16 protein-coding genes and 1 pseudogene are annotated in these 19,394 nt (G+C 61.1%); 1 reads left to right on the plus strand and 16 read right to left on the minus strand.

Annotated features, from left to right (window positions below; all coding sequences use genetic code 11):
- Window positions 1-40: 40 nt before the first annotated feature.
- Window positions 41-1,123 carry a DMT family transporter gene (locus PMX72_RS04410; RefSeq protein WP_271728840.1) on the minus strand — a complete coding sequence of 361 codons (1,083 nt, stop codon included), beginning with the start codon at window positions 1,121-1,123 and terminating at the stop codon, window positions 41-43.
- Between the two features lie 366 nt (window positions 1,124-1,489).
- Window positions 1,490-2,482 carry an SIS domain-containing protein gene (locus PMX72_RS04415; protein ID WP_006235139.1) on the minus strand — a complete coding sequence of 331 codons (993 nt, stop codon included), beginning with the start codon at window positions 2,480-2,482 and terminating at the stop codon, window positions 1,490-1,492.
- Between the two features lie 205 nt (window positions 2,483-2,687).
- On the opposite strand from PMX72_RS04415, the gene PMX72_RS04420 reads away from it, so the two are divergent.
- Complete coding sequence (locus PMX72_RS04420; RefSeq protein WP_271728841.1) at window positions 2,688-3,410, plus strand: GntR family transcriptional regulator; 723 nt, start codon at window positions 2,688-2,690, stop codon at window positions 3,408-3,410.
- Between the two features lie 35 nt (window positions 3,411-3,445).
- Here PMX72_RS04420 and PMX72_RS04425 read toward each other — a convergent pair whose 3' ends face one another.
- The 14 genes and pseudogenes from PMX72_RS04425 to PMX72_RS04490 all read right to left on the minus strand — a co-directional run.
- The gene (locus tag PMX72_RS04425) at window positions 3,446-4,027 is read right to left on the minus strand and encodes a GNAT family N-acetyltransferase (protein ID WP_271728842.1); all 582 of its coding nucleotides are present in this window, start codon (window positions 4,025-4,027) and stop codon (window positions 3,446-3,448) included.
- 74 nt (window positions 4,028-4,101) lie between these two features.
- Entirely contained in the window at window positions 4,102-5,127 is a 1,026-nt protein-coding gene (locus PMX72_RS04430) for a threonine aldolase family protein (RefSeq protein ID WP_271728843.1), read from the minus strand.
- A gap of 45 nt (window positions 5,128-5,172) precedes the next feature.
- Entirely contained in the window at window positions 5,173-6,036 is an 864-nt protein-coding gene (locus PMX72_RS04435) for a phosphatase PAP2 family protein (RefSeq protein WP_117848814.1), read from the minus strand.
- An 81-nt stretch (window positions 6,037-6,117) separates the two neighbouring features.
- Window positions 6,118-9,750, minus strand: coding sequence for a transcription-repair coupling factor (gene mfd, locus PMX72_RS04440; protein WP_271728853.1), 3,633 nt, complete (start codon window positions 9,748-9,750; stop codon window positions 6,118-6,120).
- A 184-nt stretch (window positions 9,751-9,934) separates the two neighbouring features.
- Complete coding sequence (locus PMX72_RS04445) at window positions 9,935-10,993, minus strand: zinc ribbon domain-containing protein (RefSeq protein WP_271728844.1); 1,059 nt, start codon at window positions 10,991-10,993, stop codon at window positions 9,935-9,937.
- Window positions 10,994-11,111: 118 nt separating this feature from the next.
- Window positions 11,112-11,777, minus strand: a complete 666-nt coding sequence (nth, locus tag PMX72_RS04450; RefSeq protein ID WP_271728845.1) for an endonuclease III — start codon at window positions 11,775-11,777, stop codon at window positions 11,112-11,114.
- A gap of 63 nt (window positions 11,778-11,840) precedes the next feature.
- Window positions 11,841-13,643, minus strand: a complete 1,803-nt coding sequence (locus tag PMX72_RS04455) for an ABC transporter ATP-binding protein (protein ID WP_271728846.1) — start codon at window positions 13,641-13,643, stop codon at window positions 11,841-11,843.
- A 127-nt stretch (window positions 13,644-13,770) separates the two neighbouring features.
- Window positions 13,771-15,126: a DNA recombination protein RmuC gene (locus PMX72_RS04460; RefSeq protein ID WP_271728847.1), complete on the minus strand. Its 1,356-nt coding sequence runs from the start codon at window positions 15,124-15,126 to the stop codon at window positions 13,771-13,773.
- A gap of 50 nt (window positions 15,127-15,176) precedes the next feature.
- Window positions 15,177-15,740 (minus strand): hypothetical protein, encoded by a 564-nt coding sequence (locus PMX72_RS04465; protein WP_271728848.1) that lies wholly within the window; start codon window positions 15,738-15,740, stop codon window positions 15,177-15,179.
- A 148-nt stretch (window positions 15,741-15,888) separates the two neighbouring features.
- Entirely contained in the window at window positions 15,889-16,323 is a 435-nt protein-coding gene (locus PMX72_RS04470) for a hypothetical protein (protein ID WP_271728849.1), read from the minus strand.
- A gap of 441 nt (window positions 16,324-16,764) precedes the next feature.
- Entirely contained in the window at window positions 16,765-17,304 is a 540-nt protein-coding gene (gene rbr / locus PMX72_RS04475; protein WP_117646627.1) for a rubrerythrin, read from the minus strand.
- A 112-nt stretch (window positions 17,305-17,416) separates the two neighbouring features.
- Window positions 17,417-18,322, minus strand: a complete 906-nt coding sequence (locus PMX72_RS04480; RefSeq protein ID WP_271728850.1) for an HhH-GPD family protein — start codon at window positions 18,320-18,322, stop codon at window positions 17,417-17,419.
- Window positions 18,323-18,343: 21 nt separating this feature from the next.
- A complete protein-coding gene (locus PMX72_RS04485) occupies window positions 18,344-18,829 on the minus strand; it encodes an RrF2 family transcriptional regulator (protein ID WP_089573240.1) in 486 nt (161 codons plus the stop codon).
- Between the two features lie 441 nt (window positions 18,830-19,270).
- Window positions 19,271-19,394: pseudogene (locus PMX72_RS04490) on the minus strand (IS200/IS605 family transposase); the annotation flags it as partial.

Raw genomic sequence — 19,394 nt, forward strand, 5'->3', positions numbered from 1 at the left:
AAACGCCGGGCGCTACCTGCTCAAACACTCCGCCAATCCCCTATCGCACGAAGTACCAGGGGCTTTCCTGCACGGTGGGCTCCAGCGTAATGCCCGTGCGCTCGCGGAACAGATCCATGTCCTGCGATTTCTCCGTCCACCACGCGTTGGGCTTAAAGGTCATGCTCTCAATGACATGGTCGACAAACACACTGTTGCGCAGCTTGGAAAAGTCGGTGTTCATGATCACGATGGACGCGAGCACCAAAACGATGCCCAGAACCTTGATCGTACCGGCGGGCTCGGCGTAGACACCAATGCCCAGCAGCACGGTGACGACCGTCTCGAATGACATTACGACGGGAACTTTCGACGTCTCGAGCCCCATGGACAGACCCTGCATATATAAGACATAGGCCACGGCTGTGGGGATGAGTCCAAAGCCAAGGAACAGCAGCAGCAGCTGTGGCGACATTGCTGCGGCGACATCTGGCCACGGAGCCGCGATAGCCGCCATAACCGCACCGCCAAAAACAAGGCCCCAAAACGTGACAGCCAGCGGGTGGACCGTCTTGGTTGCTATCCGGCTAAACACCGCGAGCGACGCGCCACAAAAGCCCGCAATCACGCCCGACGTGACGCCCCAAACCGAAAAATGAAAACCGGAAAGGTCGCCATCGGTCACTGCAAGTACACAGCCACCGATGTTAAAAGCGATGGCAACGAGCTTGTTGGGAGTCACATCCTCGCGATAAAGTACGCGACCGAGCATGACGCCAAACACCGGCGAGGTGTAAAGCAGCACCGAGGCCGTGGACATGCCCACCTCGCCCATGCACTCGTAATAAAGCGTGTTAGCGGTGGCGAGGCCGATAATGCCAAGAAGCGCACAAGGAACAAGCTCTTTAGGACTTGCCTTGAACAGTGCCAGGGGACCCGATGCCTTTCCCTCACGAGCACCTCCCTGGCAACCCATGAATGCCAAGACCGGAGCCATTAAGACGGCACCCGACAACAAGCGAAAGGCAGCCATACTCTGGGACGTAACGCCCATGGCCGAGATGCCGTTTACAAAGATTCCGATGCTGCCCCACATGAGCGCGGCGATCAGCACCAGCACATAGCCCAGATTGCTTTTCTTCAACGCAGCCTCCTCGGTATTGTTTCCAATATGTTTCACACTACGTTATAGTCGTTATATACATTTTTCAAGGCACAAATCGGCAGACGGGAAAATCTGCTTTTCCGCTACAACCCATTAGTGCAAAGAGGCCAGGTTCATATGCACCAACTTGGTGCAAAGTAACCTGTCCCCAATGCACCAACCCCTTAACAAACACGACGACGCCGACGTTTTGGCAACGTCAGCGAGCGCCCGTCATTTGAGCCAAGGTGCCGTGAGATGAAAAGGCGCTGACCTTCTGGTCGCGCCTTTGAAATTGAACGGCAGATTGGCCAAATGCCGGGCGCGCAGCGTCGAGCCGTTACGCCGTTCGGTAGAACGGCGTAACTAGTAGTCCAGCTTCCACATGTAGCGGCGCGTCATGTAGTCCTTGTGAGTGACGGCAGAAAGCGCGCGCATATACACGTTGTTGAGGATCGGCGCAAAGATCAGGTGGTTGAAGTATTCGCTCACGCTGTCCTTGATGTCGTTGAGGCCGAGCTCCTTGGCGTCGAGCTGATAGACGCGCTCGCCACCGTACTGGTTGACGAAGCGGATGCCGCGCTCGTCGTTGCAGCGGCTGCGGCCGACGCTGATGAGCTGGAACAGCGAAGTGCGCTTGTCCAGGATCTCGAAGGGGCCGTGGAAGAAGTCACAGGTGTTGATGGTGCAGGAGTCGATCTGCAGCATCTCCTGCACGTTGCAGATGCTAAAGACGTAGGCGGCACCAAAGAGCGGACCCTGAGCCATGACGTTGATGCAGGGCTTGTCGGCGTTCTGCTCGGCCCACTTGGCGGCGAGCGGACGGGTGTACTCGACGGCCTTGCGATAGATGGGGTCAACCAGGTCGAAGGCGGCCATAGCGGTCTCGTACTCGGCATAGCCCTCGGTCTGCTGCGTGAGTTCCATGGCGATCATGGTCACGACGGCGGAGTTGGTACGGCCCATGCAGGACTCGTCGACGGCCAGGCTGTCATACTGGATCTTGTAGTCGCAGACCTCGGTGAGGCCGGACTCGTCAACATAGATGGCGATGGTACTGGCGCCGTGGTCCTTGGCGACCTGGGCGGCGACGATGGTCTCCTTGGTGCCGCGCATGGACACGACGACGGCCAGGGTGTTCTCGTTAACGTAGGCGGGGGTTGCGTGCACGAACTCGTTGCTGGTGTAGCTGGAGCTCACGACCTGCGTGGCCTCGTGCTCCATAAAGTACTGGGCAGGATAGTTGCCGCCGTTGGATCCGCCGGCGCCAATCCACACGACGCGCTTGATGCCGCCCTTGTCTGCCTTGTCAGCCAAAACCTGGGAGACGACATCCTTAACCTGTTCCTGAGTAGTCATCGTGCATCAGCCTTTCTTCTCGTTTGATGCTCTCGATGGCATACAAGTTACATACATGTTTTGGCTATGTCGACTAGTTGTATGCTATATTTGTCTTAGAAATTATGCTGGTAAGGTTTTCGATGACTCGTTACCAGCAGTTTTATTGTTGTATTGGATACATGCTTGATTAGGCAAGCATACAAGTTAGATACAGGTTAGTCGTATGAGCGCTTCATCTAAAAAGAAACTGACCCAATACGAGCGTCTGGCGAGCACGCTGCGCGACCGCATCGCCGCCGGCACCTACGCCCGTGGAGACAAGCTGCCGTCCGAGATGGAGCTCATGGACGAATCGGGGCTGTCGCGCAGCACCGTGCGCCACGCCCTTAAGGTGCTCGTCGATGAGGGCCTGCTTCGCACCGAGCGCGGGCGCGGTGCCTTTGTGGCCGACACGCCGGCGCTCCACGAGAACAACCTGGTGTTTTCGAGCTACACGGCACAGGTACAGGGTCAGGGCATGAAGCCCACCACGCGTACCGTGGACTCGGGCTTTGCCAAGGCAACGGGCAGCGTGGCCAAGTTCTTTGACGCTACCGTGGGCAGCAAGCTCGTCAAACTTGTCCGTCTGCGTTATCTGGACGATGCGCCACTGTGCCTGGAGACCACCTATTTGCCGCCAAGCTTTGGATCGCTCATCGATCGCGATATCAACGGTTCGCTCTACGCCACGCTGCGCCAAGAATTCCATCGCGCGCCGGCACAGGGGCATAAGACCTTTGAGGTGTGCTATGCCTCGCAAAACGAGGCGTTTTTGCTCAACGTTGAGCGTGGGCAGGCGCTGATCTTGATCACTGACTACGTCTACGACACCGACGGCCGCCCGCTCCATGTCTCCAAGCGCATCCAACGCACCGACCGCGCCAAATACACCGAGCCCATCGGCTAACCACCACAATGGGGACAGACGCCTCCGTGGTGGTTTTAGGCGGGAAGGTCGGGGAACCAGGTTGGTTTGGACTGGTTGGGGGTGCGCTCGGCCAGGACCAGCTCCATCCAGCACATGTCGTACCAGCGGCCGAACTTTTGGGCACAGCGGTCGAAAGCACCCACCAAGCGATATCCCATATGGGCATGGAAGTCCTGGCTGTTGTGCGTTAGATACTCGTCGTCCTTGTCGTGCGGCACGGCGATGAGCGCGCACATGTTGGTGATGCCCATCGCGATCAGGCACTGCTTGAGCGCATCGTGCAGCTTGCGGCCCAGCCCGCCGTGGCGCACGTCGCGTGCCAGGTAAATCGACGTCTCGACCGACCAGTCATAGGCCTCGCGGTTGTTGAGCGGGCTCACATAGGCATAGCCTACCGGAAGCCCGTCCAGCTCCATCACCAAATACGGGTAGCGCTTGAGCGTACGCTCGATGCGCCCGGCGAACTCCTCAACGCTCGGCACCTCGTATTCGCAGGTAATCGCCGTCTTGAGCACATACGGCTCATAAATGGCAAGCAATGCCGGCGCATCATCGGGCGTCGCCAGGCGAATCGTCGGCTCGGACATCTTGGCCATACAGCCCCTCTCAAAAGCAAAGGCCGCCTTGCGCCAAACCCAGGCGCAAGGCGGCCCCTCGTCATTACATCAACCTACAGGACAGCCGCCAGCGCGTCGATGTCCTCCTGTGTCGTGGCCCAGCTGGTGCAAAAGCGCACCACGGTGTGGGTCTCGTCGTACTTTTCCCAGTACTCGATCGAAGCATGCTCGCGAATGCGGGCCATGTCCTCGTTGGGCAAAATCACAAACTGCTGGTTGGTGGGCGTCTCCAAGAAGAACTGGTAGCCGCGCTCATGCAGCACGCGACGAAGCGCCTGCGCCGTCTCAATCGCCTGGCGGCCAATCTCAAAATACAGGCCGTCGGTAAAGAGCGCCTCAAACTGAACGCCCGTCAGACGGCCCTTGGCCAGCAGCGCTCCGTGCTGCTTAATGCGCGGAATGGGGTGTGCCGGAGCGTGCATGCCGCAAAACACCACGGCCTCGCCGCAAAGCGCGCCGCACTTGGTGCCGCCAATGTAGAACACGTCGCACAGCTGCGCCAGCTCGGGCAGGGTAATGTCGCACTCATCGGCCGCCAGCGCATAGGCCAGACGGGCGCCATCCACAAACAGCGGAATCTGGCGCTTCTGGCACACCGCATGAATCGCCGCAAGCTCGGCGGCGGAGTACAGCGTGCCGTACTCGGTCGATAGGCTCACGTACACGGCACCTGGGAACACCGTGTGCTCGTAGCTCTCGTTTTCGTAAAACGCCTGGATATAGCTGTCGAGCTCCTCGGCATGCATCTTGCCCTCGTAGCCGGGAATGGTAAGCACCTTGTGGCCGCCAAACTCGATGGCACCCGCCTCGTGGCAGGCAACGTGGCCGGTCTCGGCTGCAACGACGCCCTCGTAGGGCGCAAGCAGCATGTCAATCACCGTCGCGTTGGCCTGTGTGCCGCCCACCAGGAAAAATACGTCGGCATCGGGAGCCTGACAGGCCTCACGGATGAGCCGCTTGGCACGCTCGGTGTGTGCATCGGTGCCGTAGCCGGGCTGCGGCTCCATATTAGTGTCGACGAGCGCCTGCAGCACTGCCGGATGTGCGCCGTGGGAATAGTCGTTGTTAAACGCGAGCATGGTAATCCTCTCTAGCCGGGCACGAGCCCGATGATTCAGGTGCCGCTATTGTACGCCGCTCGGATAGGCAATGCGCGCGGCAAGGCACTCAAGCGCCAGCACCAGGGCAAAGCCGCAGCTCACGTCACTCAAAAAGTGCGCACCGATCACGATACGACCAAAGGCGACGAACGCCGCAACCACAGCGGCGACCCAAAAGACCGCGCGGCGGCGCGACGGCTTTTCCTTAAAGGCCGCCGCGGGAAGCCCGGCGAGCATAAGGCCGATCGCCGCGTGTGCCGTGTGTCCGCTCGCAAACGACTTAAAGCCGTCCTTGATCACGCCGGCGGCGATATAGGTCCACTTGTCGGGGTTGCCGATCACCCACCACGGCTGAAAATCGAGCCCCTGCGTCACCTCGATCACGCGCATGCGCGGGCGCGACCACAGTGGCTTGACGATCACGTTGAGGATAATGGCCTGAGCGACCCACACGGCAAGCACCATCAACGCCCAGCGCGTGAGATCGTCGGGCGCGGTGTCGCGCGTAAGGCGATAGGCGATGAGGTTGGCCGCGATGACCAGCACAAACGTCAGCACCAACTGAACCACGATGAGTTTGCCGCCAACCCGCAGGGACGAAACGATCTCGTAGCCGACCAGGCCCACGTTGACCAGAACGCCCAGCACGGCGAGCCATTTGCTCCCCCTGGAGTCGGGACGCACCGCGCGTACGAGCATAACGCCTGCGACGCTCGCCGTCAGCTCAAACGGCAGCTCGCCGGCGGCCTCGATAAAGCGGCCGTACATGCTGGCGATGTTGAACAGCGCGCTCGAGATCTGGTAATCGAAGAAGCTGCCCACGCCCAGACAAAGGCACAGGACGACCGCGATAGCGGCGACGTCTTTCTTATAGATGTACCCGAACATGCTTTCCTTTCCATCGGGCGAAGTTTTCAACCTGCAACGTGGCGGGGCAAAGAATCCTTGTCCCGCCACGCCACCTACCTGTTATTCATCATCGCTAGCACCCAGCTGCTGCAGCAGCATGAGTGCGGCCGCCACGGGACCGGCCTCGTCGTTGGCGTCGAGACCGCGGCCCAGGCCGCTGCCCACACCGGCGCCCGCCTTGTAGGGCACCGACAGCTTGCGGCTCTTGGGGAAGCTCACCGCGCCATAGCGGGTCTTAAGCTCAAAGGCCACCTTCTTGGGCACGTCGACGCCCAAAAACGTGATGCGACCGCCGCTGAGCGTGACGCTCTCGAGCCCCAGGCGCTCGCCGCGAATACGGATGCGCGCGCGGTTGAACAGGTTGAGCCCTGCCAACGGCAGCTCGCCATGCGCGGCCTCGGTCTCTTCCTGCACCTCATCGATGCTCTCCAAGTCCTCGGCCGCTGCGAGCTTACGGTACACGAGCACGCGCTGATCCACCGCCGGCAGGTACTCCTCGGACAAGAAGTAATCGGCCGGCAGGTTAATGCCCACGCTCGCCGCCTCCACGCCGGCGTCGTCGTCGCCGCGCGCCTCGGCCACGGCCTGGCCCAGCATCTGTGTAAACAGGTCAAAGCCCACGCTCGACAGATTGCCGTGCTGCTCGGCGCCCATGAGCGAGCCGGCGCCGCGAATCTCCAGGTCGCGCATGGCGATGCGCATGCCGCTGCCCAAGTCCTGGAACTCGGACAGTGCGGTCAGGCGCGCCGTTGCCTCCTCGGTGAGCGGCAGCTCGCCCGGGAACATAAAGTATGCGTAGGCCTGTGTGGCAGAACGGCCCACACGGCCCTTGAGCTGGTAGAGCTGTGCCAGGCCCAGGCGCTGCGAGTCCTCGATGATGAGCGTGTTGGCGAACGCGTTGTCGATGCCGCTCTCCACGATGGTCGTGGCGATGAGCACGTCGATCTTTTTGGTCGCGAACTCGATCATCACGTCCTCGACCTCGCGCGGACTCATCTTGCCGTGCGCCACGCCCACGCGCGCCTCGGGCGCGGCCTCGTGCACGCGCGCCACGGCGTCGTCGATGGTCTTGACGCGGTTGGACACGTAGTACACCTGGCCGCCGCGACCCACCTCCAGGCGAATCGCCGCGCTCACCACATCGGGGTCGTACTCCCCCACGTGCACGATCACGGGGCGGCGCCCGGTCGGCGGCGTGGTGATCAGGCTCATGTCGCGCACGCCGCTCGTGGCCATCTGCATGGTTCGCGGAATCGGCGTTGCCGAAAGCGTGAGCACGTCAATCTGCTCACGCAGGTTCTTGAGCTGCTCCTTGTGCTGCACACCAAAGCGCTGCTCTTCGTCGATGATCACCATGCCCAGGTTCTTGGGGTTCACGTCGGCAGAAAGCAAGCGGTGCGTGCCGATGAGCACATCGATCGTGCCCTCGGCAAACGCCTTGAGCGCGCGCTTTTGCTGCGCCGGGGTGCGGAAGCGGCTGAGCACCTCGACCTCGAGGCCAAACGGGGCAAAGCGCTCAAAGAACGTCTCGTAGTGCTGCTGGGCCAGAATGGTCGTGGGACAGAGCACCATGACTTGGCGGCCGGAGTCCACGCACTTAAACGCCGCGCGCAGGGCGACCTCGGTCTTGCCGAAACCCACGTCGCCGCACAGCAGGCGGTCCATGGGCTTGGGCGCCTCCATGTCCGCCTTAATGTCAGCGATAGCCTCCAGCTGGTCGCGCGTCTCGTCGTAGGGGAAGCTCTCCTCCATCTCAATCTGCTCGGGCGTGTCGGGCGGACAGGCGATACCGGTAATCGACGAGCGGCGCGTATACAGGTCGACCAGGTCAAACGCCAGCTTTTTGGCGTTCTTGCGCGCCTTGTTGGTGGCGCGCGTCCAGTCGGCGGTGTTGAGCCTGGTCAGGCGCGGCTTGTCGCCGTCGGGGCCAACATAGCGTGTGATGCGGTCAACCTGCTCGAGCGGCACGTAGAGCTTGTCGCCGTCGGCATATTCCAGCAAAAAGTAGTCGCGCTCCTTGCCGCCCACTTCCTGGCGCGCGATCTCGCTAAAGAGCGCGATGCCGTGAGTGGCGTGCACCACGTAGTCGCCCGGCTTAAACGGAAACGTGATCTGCGTAATGTCCACCTTGCGGCGGCTGCGCGCGCGGTTGGCGTCCATGCGGGCGTTGAGGTCGGCGATCGAGAACACGGCCAGGTTGGCATCGGGCACCACCACGCCCTGCGGCAAGGCGGCATCGACAAAGGTCACGCGTCCGCGCGAGATGGTGGGCACGGTGGCGCCGGCGGCAGCCTGGGCGGCACCTGCCTCGAGCGAGCGGGCGTTGAGCGCGTCGGCCTTGCGTTCGCGAATTGCAGCATGAGCATCCTGGCGGACAGCACGATCGGCAGAATCCGCCGCTGCCACGCGCACACGGTCGCCAATAGCGCCCGCGTTTTCGGGCGCGGCCGTCAGCGACTCCTCAAAAGTAATACCCTCATCGCCAAAGGTGAGCTCCATCGACTCGCGCGCACCGCGGTCGGGGATGGCAAATACGCAGGCATAGCGCTTGCCCACGACCTCCTGGATGCGCGTCATAAAGCGATTGTCCGAGCCCGCGATGGCCGGCTGCTCAATCTTGAGCTCTGCCGTCACCGCACCGCCGGCACGAATCAAGCTCACGTAGTTAAGGCGCTGCTGGGCACCAAAGTCGAGTTGCTGGGCACGCACGTACAGGCCGTCCAGACGGTCGACCCCCGCCTCGCCGGCACGTGCCTCGATATCCTCGTAGGCACGCAGGCAATCGTCGAACAGCGAGCGCGGCTCGGACAGCACCACGAGCGCCTTGCCGCTCACGTGCGCCAGCGGGCTCACGGTCTGGCCGTACATCACCGGCAAAAAGCGATCGAGCTCGGGCGTGACGATGCGCGCATCCACCATCTCGAGCAGCGCCGCCAGTTTGCTGTCGTCTTGGCTGGCACGATAGAGCGCCACATGCATGTTGTGGACGGCGTCGTCGGTGAGTGCGAGCTCGCGACAGGGGAAAATCTCGATGCTGTCCTCGTTGCCGATGGTCTGCCCCGTGGAACTCACCATGCGGCGGATGCGATCAATCTCGTCGCCAAAGAACTCAATGCGCACGGGTGCCTTCTCCTGCGCGGGGAACACCTCGACGGTGTCGCCGTGCACGCGGAACAAGCCGGGCGCGTCGGCGGCGCCGGCATTGGTGTAGCCCATGCCCACCAGGCGATGCGGCACCTCGTCAAAAGGAATCTCCTCGCCCACCGCAAAGGTCGTGGACTCCCAGTAGCGGCTCTCGACCGGCGGCACGCAGCGCAGCAGCGCACGGGCCGAGGCAACCATGATGCAGTTGTCCCCGCGCACGATGCGCCCCAGAGCCTCGCAGCGCTGCGCCACCACGGCGTCGTCGGGCGCCTGCTCGCGCCACGGATAGTCCTTGCGCTCGGGAAAACGGCACACGTGCGCTAGGCCCACGTAGGCGGCAAGGCTACGCGCGGCGCGATCGGCCGCGTCCTCGCCACTTACGATATAGACCGTGGGGCGCGGACGGCGCGCAAACTGGGCGGCGGCCATAAGCGTGCGGCCCGACTGCGACACGGCCAGCGTCACGTCCTCGCCGGCATCGAGTCCGGCCTCGACGGTCTGCAAGGCCTCGGCAGTGTAGAGCTGCGCGGCTATACGGTGAATGAGCATATGGTCCTCCGGCATCGCAACACCAAAAGCCCGCCGGGGCAAGCTCGGCGGGTCGTACGTCAAAGTTCATTGTTTGTCATGGTAGCGCATGGAGAGGACTCCAACCCAAGGGCAAGCCCGGCCCCGCAAAAAACGCCAGACGGACGAGCCGCCTGGCGTTATCAGAGTGAGCTATACGCCGAGTCTAATCGTAGACGCCCATTTTAAGCAGCGTGAAGGTCGGGGCGCCGTCACCCTGCGCGACGCGGACCGTGCAAGTCTCGATACGGCCCCTGGATGCGTCCGCTTGAATTGCGGCGATGAACTGATCCTTTGGCAGGCCGTAGGTGCTCTCGGGAATGTCGGAAGGAAGTAACATGCCGCCAGCACTGTAGACTTCATAGGTGAGCTCGTAGATGTTGTCGCCAAGGTCAGTCGCGCCCGTAACGATGGCACACGGTGGGTTGTAATTCCCCTGGCCGTATTCCTGCTTCAGGTACAGGTACCCGTCATGCGCTTCGGCCGAATCAGCAAGCATCTGCCCACCCGACCCTTTATCAAAGGTCATGTCAGCATCCGAGAGCGTCAGACCCGTCAGGCGATTGAGCTCCCTATTGATCACATCGGTCGCCATGCGCTGATAGTGACCGTTGTCATAGTCGCCTTTCTCGATTCGATACGGCGCGTTGTCAATAAAATGGCACCAGATAAACTTGACCAGCTTGTATTTCTCGTCATCAGAAAGCCCATCAGTCGAATCGAAAGCACCTGTCTGATACCAGTCCCGATCGAAGTGTTCCTCCGTAAAGTTCGACAGGAACAGATTCGCGGCGGCATAGGTTGCCTGGTCATTGAGGTCGACCTTTACACTGCTGCCGGTCTGCTCAGACTCATCCGCCTCATCCTCGTCGGCGGACGGCTTTTCCTTGGCGCTTCCCTTGTCCTTGTGCTCGGCCGAACCCTCGTCGGACCCCAGCACCGTAATCTGCGATGAGTTGCCCTGCCCAAGCGGACCCAGTACGCCGGTCAGTGCCAGAGCGGCACCGCCGGCAACGAGCACGCCTGCCACGCACATGCCGATAATCACCGCTCGCTTATGCGATTTCTTTTGTACGGCGCCCTGCACGGAAGGCATCCCTGCCGCCGGCATCGGTGCGGACTCAGCAGGCGCGGCCGCCGGAGAAGTGGTGCCCATGCGCGCCCCGCAGTTCGTGCAAAAATCGGTTCCGTCGGGCATCTCGGAGCCACACTTGGTGCAAAACATATTCGGGCATCCCCTCACAACAAACGGCATCTGTCGCCATCATATTGAGCCTTCGCAGCCCAAATGTGTTGCGCAACATTGGCCAAAGCCTTCGGACGCCGGCAAAACGTGCCGGGCCCTACCCCGTCACGCGCACGCTGGGGCACAAATCCGCCAGCGGGCACTCGTCGCATTTGGGCTTACGGGCATCGCAAATCTCGCGGCCAAAAGTGATCCACTGGTGATTGACCGACTCCCAATACTCATGCGGCAGAATCTTGAGCAGATCTTGCTCGGTCTTGAGCGGCTCCTTGGCATGCGTCTTGGGGCTCAGCATCAGGCGGTGCGCAATGCGGTTGACGTGCGTATCCACTGCGATGCCTTCCACGATGCCGTACCCCACGTTGAGTACGATGTTCGCCGTCTTGCGCCCCACGCCCGGCAGCTTTACAAGCTCCTTCATGTCGGCCGGTACCTCGCCGCCGTAGTCAGCAACGATCATCTGGGCGGCCTCCACGGCATGCTTGGCCTTACTCTTATAAAAGCCGAGTGACTTAATGGTGTCCGCCACGTCAGCCACGCTCGCCCCGGCCATGGCCTCGGGCGTGGGCCACTGGGCAAACAGCCGCGGCGTCACCTTGTTGACCTGCGCGTCGGTCGTTTGCGCCGAGAGTAGCACCGCGATCAGCAGGCGGAAGGGATTCTCGTGGTCCAAAAAGCACTCGACCGGGCCATAGCGACGGTTGAGGCGCTCACACACCTCGATGGCGCGCTCGCGCTTGGCGGCATTGGTCTCGCGTGGCATAACGACTCCTCGGCTCAACGGCACAATAAACTTATGGGCACAATTGTCCCACGTCCTAGACGCTTACGCCTCCAAGAATGCGCCGGTCTGACGGCTCCACAGACTCGCGTACTCGCCACCCGCCTCGACGAGCTGCACATGCGTGCCGTCCTCGACGATCTCGCCATCCGCCAGCACCACGATGCGGTCGAGCGCCGCCACGGTGGACAGGCGATGCGCCACCACAATGGAGGTGCGGCCGCGCATCAGGTTCTCGAGAGCTTCCTGCACCAACGCCTCGGACTCGCTATCGAGGGCAGACGTCGCCTCGTCGAGTACCAGAATCGGCGCGTCGGTGAGGATGGCACGGGCAATGGCCACGCGCTGGCGCTGGCCGCCCGAAAGCTTAACGCCGCGCTCGCCCACCATGGTGTCAAAGCCATGGGGCAGGCGGTCGATAAACTCCAGGGCATTGGCCAGGCGCGCCGCCTCACGAATTTGCTCGTCGGTGGCGTCGGGGCGGCCGTAGGCGATATTCTCGCGAATGGAGCGGTGGAACAGCAGCGCCTCCTGTGGCACGTAGGCCACCTGACGGCGCAGGCTCTGCTGCGTACAGCGCGAGACGTCCTGGCCGTCCACGAGCACGCGGCCGCCCTGCACATCGTCCAAGCGCAGCAACAGCTTGGTAAGCGTCGTCTTGCCCGAGCCCGATTTGCCCACCAGGCCCACGCGCTGGCCCGCCGCCACATGGAGCGTCAGGTCGTCGAACACGCTCTCGTCCGCCGCGGCATCACGGTATGCAAAGCTCAGGTGCTCAAAATCAATCGCGCCCTCGCGCACCTTGAGCTCGGAGGCGTTCTCGTCGTCTGCCACCAGACGCGGCTCGTCCAGCACGCGCGTCATCTCGGCCGCATCGCCCAGCGCGCGGTTGATGCGCTGCATCATGGAGCTCACGTAGTTCAGGCGCATGGTGAGGTTATAGGTGTAGGTAAAGATCATGACGAGCGAGCCCGCCGAGATGCCAAACCACGCGTTGCCGCCCGCGACGAACACGCTCACCACAGCCATGGTGATGACGATAAGGCCCGAGGTCGTAAAGTTGCGTTGCATCATGGCGTGCATCGAGACCGTCTCGGCGTCGCGCGCGGCGCGGTCGGCGGTATCGAACAGATCACGTTCAAAGTCCTCGCGCCCGCAAGTCTTGACGGCCAAGATGTTCGTGACCGCGTCGGAGAGCACGCCCGAGAGCTTGTTCTGCGCGGCGGACGTCGCGGCCGAAAGCGGCATGATGCGCTTGTACATAAGCCAGACAAACGCAATGTAGACGACCATGATGCCCACCAGGATCACGGTAAACGTCGGCACCACCGGGGCGAGTGCGGCCACGGTGCAGATGACCGAGGTGATGGTGGGGATGAGCGAATACACCGTTACGTCCACCAGACCCGTATAGCCGCTCATAAAACGGCTTGCCTGGCTCACAAGCGATCCGCCAAAGCGGCTGGTATGGAATGTCATGGATTGGTTGGAGAGCGTGTCGAAGCACAGGCGCGCCAGGTGGTAGTTGCCTGCGATCTCGAGCTTGTAGACGGTGTAGTCCTGCAGCTTGGAGAGGATCTGGCCCACCAGGTTGACGAGCACGAGCGCCAGAATGTAGGGACCGAAGACCTCAAACACCTGGTCACCCGCCACGGGACCGGCTTGAACGCGGTCGACAATGAGGGCCATCACATAGGTATTGGCAAACGTCAGCAAAAAGATGTAGCCCGCCGACGAGAACACCGAGAGAAAGACAATCAGCGGCTGCATGCGCGTGACATCCCAAAAACGCTGTAGCGTGCGGCGCACGGTGGAGCGTTTGAGCGGGCTGGTGCTTCTCTGAGACATGGGCTTCCTTTCGCGTCTGATAGGGCGAAACGCCATTGTTGCACATTGAAGCGCACTTCAGGCAAGCACGATGCGAAAAGCAGCGGGGCATCCGCGTTTGCGCCGGCGCCCCGCCGTCTTGTTGCAATTAGTCCTCGTCTTCTTGGTCTGTGGGAAAGCCCGCGGGCGTGAGCCCCAAGATCTCATCGGCTTGGTCGGCGTCTTCCAGCGCGTCGATGTCCTTGAGCTTGCGCTCCATGACGTTGGTGCGCGTGGTAATGATGCCCTCGACCGTTTTGCCCGCGGTCTCGATCTGCTGCTGGGCGCGGCGCAGCGCCGCCTGATAACGCGGCAGCTCGGCCTTGACGGCGGAGAGCACGCGCAGTACGTCGTCGGTACGTTTTTGCAGCCTAAACGTCTGGTAGCTCATCTGCAGGCTGTTGAGAATGGCGGCCATGGTGCTGGGGCCGGCAACGTTGACGTGATAGTCGCGGCCCAGGGTCTCGATAAGCCCGGGGCGACTGACGACCTCGGCATACAGGCCCTCAAACGGCACGAACATAATGCCAAAGTTGGTGGTCGCGGGTACGCTCAGGTACTTTTCGCAGATGTCCTTTGCCTCGCGCTTCACCATCATATCGAGCGCCTTGCGCGCAGCGGCAACGGCCTCCGCGTCGCCCGACTCCTGCACGTCGAGCAGGTGCTCGTACGCGTCGCCCGGAAACTTGGAGTCAATCGGCAACAGCACGGGGTCGTCCTCGTCCACCGGCAGCTTGACGGCAAACTCAACGCGTTCCGAGGCGCCGGGCTTGGTGGCGACGTTTTCCAGATACTGGTCGGGCGTGAGGATGTCCGCCAGGATCGCGCCCAGCTGCACCTCGCCCAAAATGCCACGCGCTTTGACGTTGCCCAGCACGCGCTTAAGGTCGCCCACGCCGGTGGCGATAGACTGCATGTCGCCCAGGCCCTTGTACACGGCCTCGAGCTGGTCGCTCACCTGCTTAAACGATGCCGACAGGCGATCGTTGAGCGTACGGGAGAGCTTCTCGTCCACCGTCGCACGCATCTGATCGAGCTGCACGTTGTTGTCTTTGCGGATGGCGCCCAACTGGGCATCGACCGTCTCGCGCACCTTGTCCAGGCGGTGCTCGATGCCTTCGCGGTTGGCGCCAAGCTGTTGGGCCGTCTCGCGGCGCAGGTCATCCATACGGTCACCCGCCTGCGAGAACTCGCGCGCAATGGTCAGGTAGCGCTGCTGCTCTACGGCGGCGTCGGTCGTCTGCTGCTGCGCGATGGCATTGGCCGTGCGGCGGGTTTCGGCCAACGCGACGTTCAGGGTGTCGAGCGTGCTGTTGGCCTGCTCGAGCGCTGCCAGCGTTTCCGCGCTACTGTCGCCACGCTCCCGCAACTCGGCACGCAGGCTCTTGAGCTGGAGGGCGCAAGCCACAGCAACCCCCACCGCCACCAAGGCGATAACAACAAGCACAATATCAATAGCAGACATAAACTCCGCCCAACAAACCCAATCGAGCACCAATCAAACCTCGATCAATCTTACCCCGCCATACGCACCGGGCGCCCGGCCCCTTCTTGGGCGCCCCTCTCCTCCGCATATTCCATAATGCGGCGCGCCGTTTTCCTGCTCACCTTTGAGTCATCGCCGGCCAAGTATGCGTATACGTTTCCTTTATTCAGGCGCAGAGCACGGCAGAGGCCATAGCGCGTTACACCCGATTCCTCCAATGCTTCCAGCGTTTTCTTTCTCATCAGGGCGTTCACCCTTCTATCGGCCGCCGGCTTTTCCTTCACCGCTCTATACGCACGCCAAACGTTGGCATAACGATTAGGGAGCTCACTTTTGGCGCATAGAGACGCCATGCTACCCGCTTGACCGTACAAGGATAAAACGTCTCGATAATCCCGTTCCATCCACGAGCCCTCGGATAAACCCAGAACGTATTCGGCTTTTCCTTGCGCCAAAGCGAGCAAAAACAGAGCCTCCGCCACGCGCGGCGCATCCGTCGTCGCCTGCTCAACCAATTTTCTAAAACTCAGCGACTGCTGTCCGGATAGCTCTCGGCAATAGCCTTTTAAGAATCCCTCAAAGGTCAGATTCAACCGAGCACCTCCTTTTTGTATTACCTGTATCCCTTATTATTATTCATCTTCAATAATACTATTCAGTCGCACGACAGGACCCACAGGATGCAAGGATTCCACTCGTGGCGATAATCCCTACACCCTAGAAGTCCTAATGCGACAAACGCTAGCTCTCCCAGCCGGCGCGGATGGTTGTTATGACGTCATCTAGGCGCTGGCCCAGGGCCGCTAGATGTTGGAGCACCTCGTTGGGCGATGCACCGTTGAGGATGCACGTGAGGGCATATGAGGCCAAGAAGATTGCCGCAAGCCCCAGCGGGATCAGCACGATCATCGCCAGCGTACGCAGGCGCTGGGCCCAGCGACGGTGACGCGCACGATGCTTGTCGAACGCGAGCTCCTGCGCATATGAATCTTGCTGTACGGAATAGGCCTCTGGTGCCGATTCGCACCCGGGCACAGCTGCAGGTACAGCAGCGGGCACGACATTTTGCGCAAAGGGCTGGACTGCCGCCCCTTGCATTTGTATCTCCATGAGTCGTTGCTGCTGACGCAGCATGCGCTCAGCTTGTTGCTGCGGAGTCTCAAGAAACAAATCCATGCTGGCCTCCAAAATCGGAGCATTCGACGCTTACGCCCAGCATCCCGCACCGCCATGACCGCGACAACGCAATCCGTAGCAATAGCCGCAAAGTTTCTTGTTGACAAAAGCTGTCGAAAACCTCAACAACTCCCCTACCAGCACTTTCTCTGAGCTTTTTTCGCCAACAATCTTTTGGCCTTCCACCCTTACGCCAACTGACCAAAATCTAACCAATAGCTTGACGAAAATTGTGGAGACCGGGACCCCACAAAAACGTGCCGCCCCAAAAAGGGGCGGCACACAACCTTTTTTATCAGCTTTTCTGTATCGAGCACGCGACGACCCAACGCCGGAGCGCAAGGCGGGGAAATACCTTTGCCTCGCGCGACTCTGCGAAGCCGTGAGCGAGAGGGAAAGGTATTTCCCCGCCCTGCGCTCCGCAGCAGCCAGCGCCAAGCGCTAGTAGTTCACCACCTGCTCCTCAAAGTACGCCTTGGGGTGGTTACACACCGGGCACACCTCAGGTGCCTCGGCACCAACGTGCAGATGTCCGCAGTTCAGGCACTTCCACACCTTTACGCCCTCGCGCTCAAACACCTCGCCCGACTCAATGCGCTCGACGAGCTTGTTGTAGCGCTCCTCGTGGGCCTTCTCGACGGCGGCGACGCCACGGAACTTCTCGGCGATCTCGGCAAAACCCTCCTCCTCGGCGGTCTTGGCAAACTCGTCATACATCGTGGTCCACTCGTAGTTCTCGCCCGCGGCGGCGTCGCGCAGGTTGTCCAGAGTGCCCGGAACGGCGCCGTCGTGCAGATATTTAAACCACAGTTTGGCGTGCTCGGACTCGTTACCCGCCGTCTCGGCAAAGATATTCGAGATCTGAACGTAACCGTCCTTTTTAGCCTTGGATGCATAGTAGCGATACTTGGTGTGCGCCTGGGACTCACCGGCAAAAGCGGTCTCAAGGTTCTTCTTGGTTTGGGAGCTCTCAAAATCCATAGGTGTACTTCCCTTCAATACATGCCGCCCATAGGCTTTGAGCGGCCTTATTTTATGGTACCCCCTGCCGAAAATCTAAACCTTACAATCCTGTTCTTCAGATTTGCACGGGCTAAATGCTCAGCCAGCGATCGCCCTCGGCTCGGCAAAAGCCCTCACGCTCCAGGTCAGCTAGAATACCCGCGATCAAGTCGCACTCGACCGGCCCGCGACCGGCTGCCGCTTCCATCTCGTTAACGCCCACCACGGTATCAGCAAGCGTAATCCCCGCCGGCCGGCCATCGCGCGCTGCCAGCAACATACGCACGATATGCGCGCGCTTTTGGCGACGTGAGCCCTCAAACTTTGATTGACGGCTATAGCCCGCCGACCGCCTGGACGGATTGGGCAACGTCTTTTTTAGATATGCGCCGTAATCCAGCAACGCGTAATACCACGCGCGCGGCGTGTCGGCATCATCGAGCGGCACGGCAAAGGGAGCGATCTCGTCGGTCGCCGCACCGGGGGCCGCCGGACAGGCGGCTTGGATCAGCGGCACCAGCTCGCGATCGGGAACAGCCGGCATATCGGGAAAGAAATGATGCAGAAAGACCGTGCGCACGTTGGTCTCCAGATACACGCCTGGAAGATCGAACGCGAACGACCGAATGCCCTGCGCCGTCGCTGGCCCAATACCGGGCAGGGCGACCAGATCGCGCGTCTCGCGCGGGAACTTCCCGCCCCAGTCCTCTACTAGCTGCTGTGCAGCCCTATGAAGTGCTAGAGCACGACGGTTGTAGCCCATCCCCTGCCAAGCGTCCAAAACATCGGAAGGCGCGGCCTGGGCAAGCGCCTGCACGGTTGGAAAGCGATCGAGCCACGCGGGCATACGCGTCTCCACACGCGGCACCTGCGTTTGCTGCAGCATAACCTCGGAAAGCCAAATAATGTACGGGTCGCGCGTGCGGCGCCACGGAAGGTCGCGATAGCGCAGGACCCCTTCCGAACGAATCATCGAACGAAAGGGGTCCTGAATCATGGCAATGCTCCTTATGCGGCGCTATTCCTCCCGGCAAGCATACGCGCAGGCGGCGTACTCGGGAAACGCATCGCGATCGGCGAACTTGGGATCGACGGCCGGGAACTGGCGATGGGCGACGATATCGCCGAGCGAAACGGAATCGAGATAGTCGCGCATCAGTGCCTGGGCTCCGGCCCACAGGGGATGATAGCAGCACGTGCCCATGCGCGCACAGTCGCCATCGGGCGCGGTGCAGTCGTTCATAACCATGGGGCCCTGAACGGCCTCTACAACCTGACGGATCGTGACATCGTCGGGGCTCACCTTAAGGCGCATGCCGCCATGAACACCACGCAGGCTCTCCACAATGCCGGCCTGAACCAAACCGTGTTGGATCGAACGGGCAAACGAATACGGGACATTGACCTCTTCGGCGGCAGTGCGAACAGAAAGCAGACGCTCCGGGTCCTCGGCAAGCATCGCGAGCATGCGAAGGGCGTAATCAGTCTTCCTCGATATGTCCATTTTTCCCCTTTCAAGGAATAGGAACAGCTCGAACGAGCTCCGGGGCCGAGCTTACGTCGAGACGTCAATGACCGTATGGACGCCCAAATAGCAAAACGGGTGTCCACTGAATGCCGCGTTTGAAGCCTCTTGCATCAAAAACGGCCCACAGTGCAATTCAGTATAACCTAACCCCCTGCTTCGTTGAACAGGTGTTGCGCAACAAACGTCTTGTTTGAGCACATGTCTCAAACGGAGCTTGTCCGGGAATTGGAAGGATTTGGTTTTGGGCGAAAGGTACCGATGGGATCAAGGTCCTATCAAATCAAAACCACCCCTAAAAGGGGTGGTTTGCTCTTAGGGTATAACCCTTGGATTTCCGGCACGCGTCTAAAGGCGCCGGCCCTCACGGGGTTCGGGCCGCACTGCAGGTTGACCCGTGACGGGCCGGTCAAACCGGCGCTATTTGCGCCCCGGCCCCCTATCGAAGGGGTCCTCGTACTCCTTGACGCTCAGCCGGTCGAGCGCGATGTCGGCCTTCTCCTGCTCCCGGATGTACTTCGCGATCGTCGCCTCGTTCAGGCCG

It is taken from the genome of Collinsella aerofaciens, from assembly GCF_028207065.1.
In the GTDB taxonomy this organism is placed as follows: Bacteria; Actinomycetota; Coriobacteriia; order Coriobacteriales; family Coriobacteriaceae; genus Collinsella; species Collinsella aerofaciens_AR.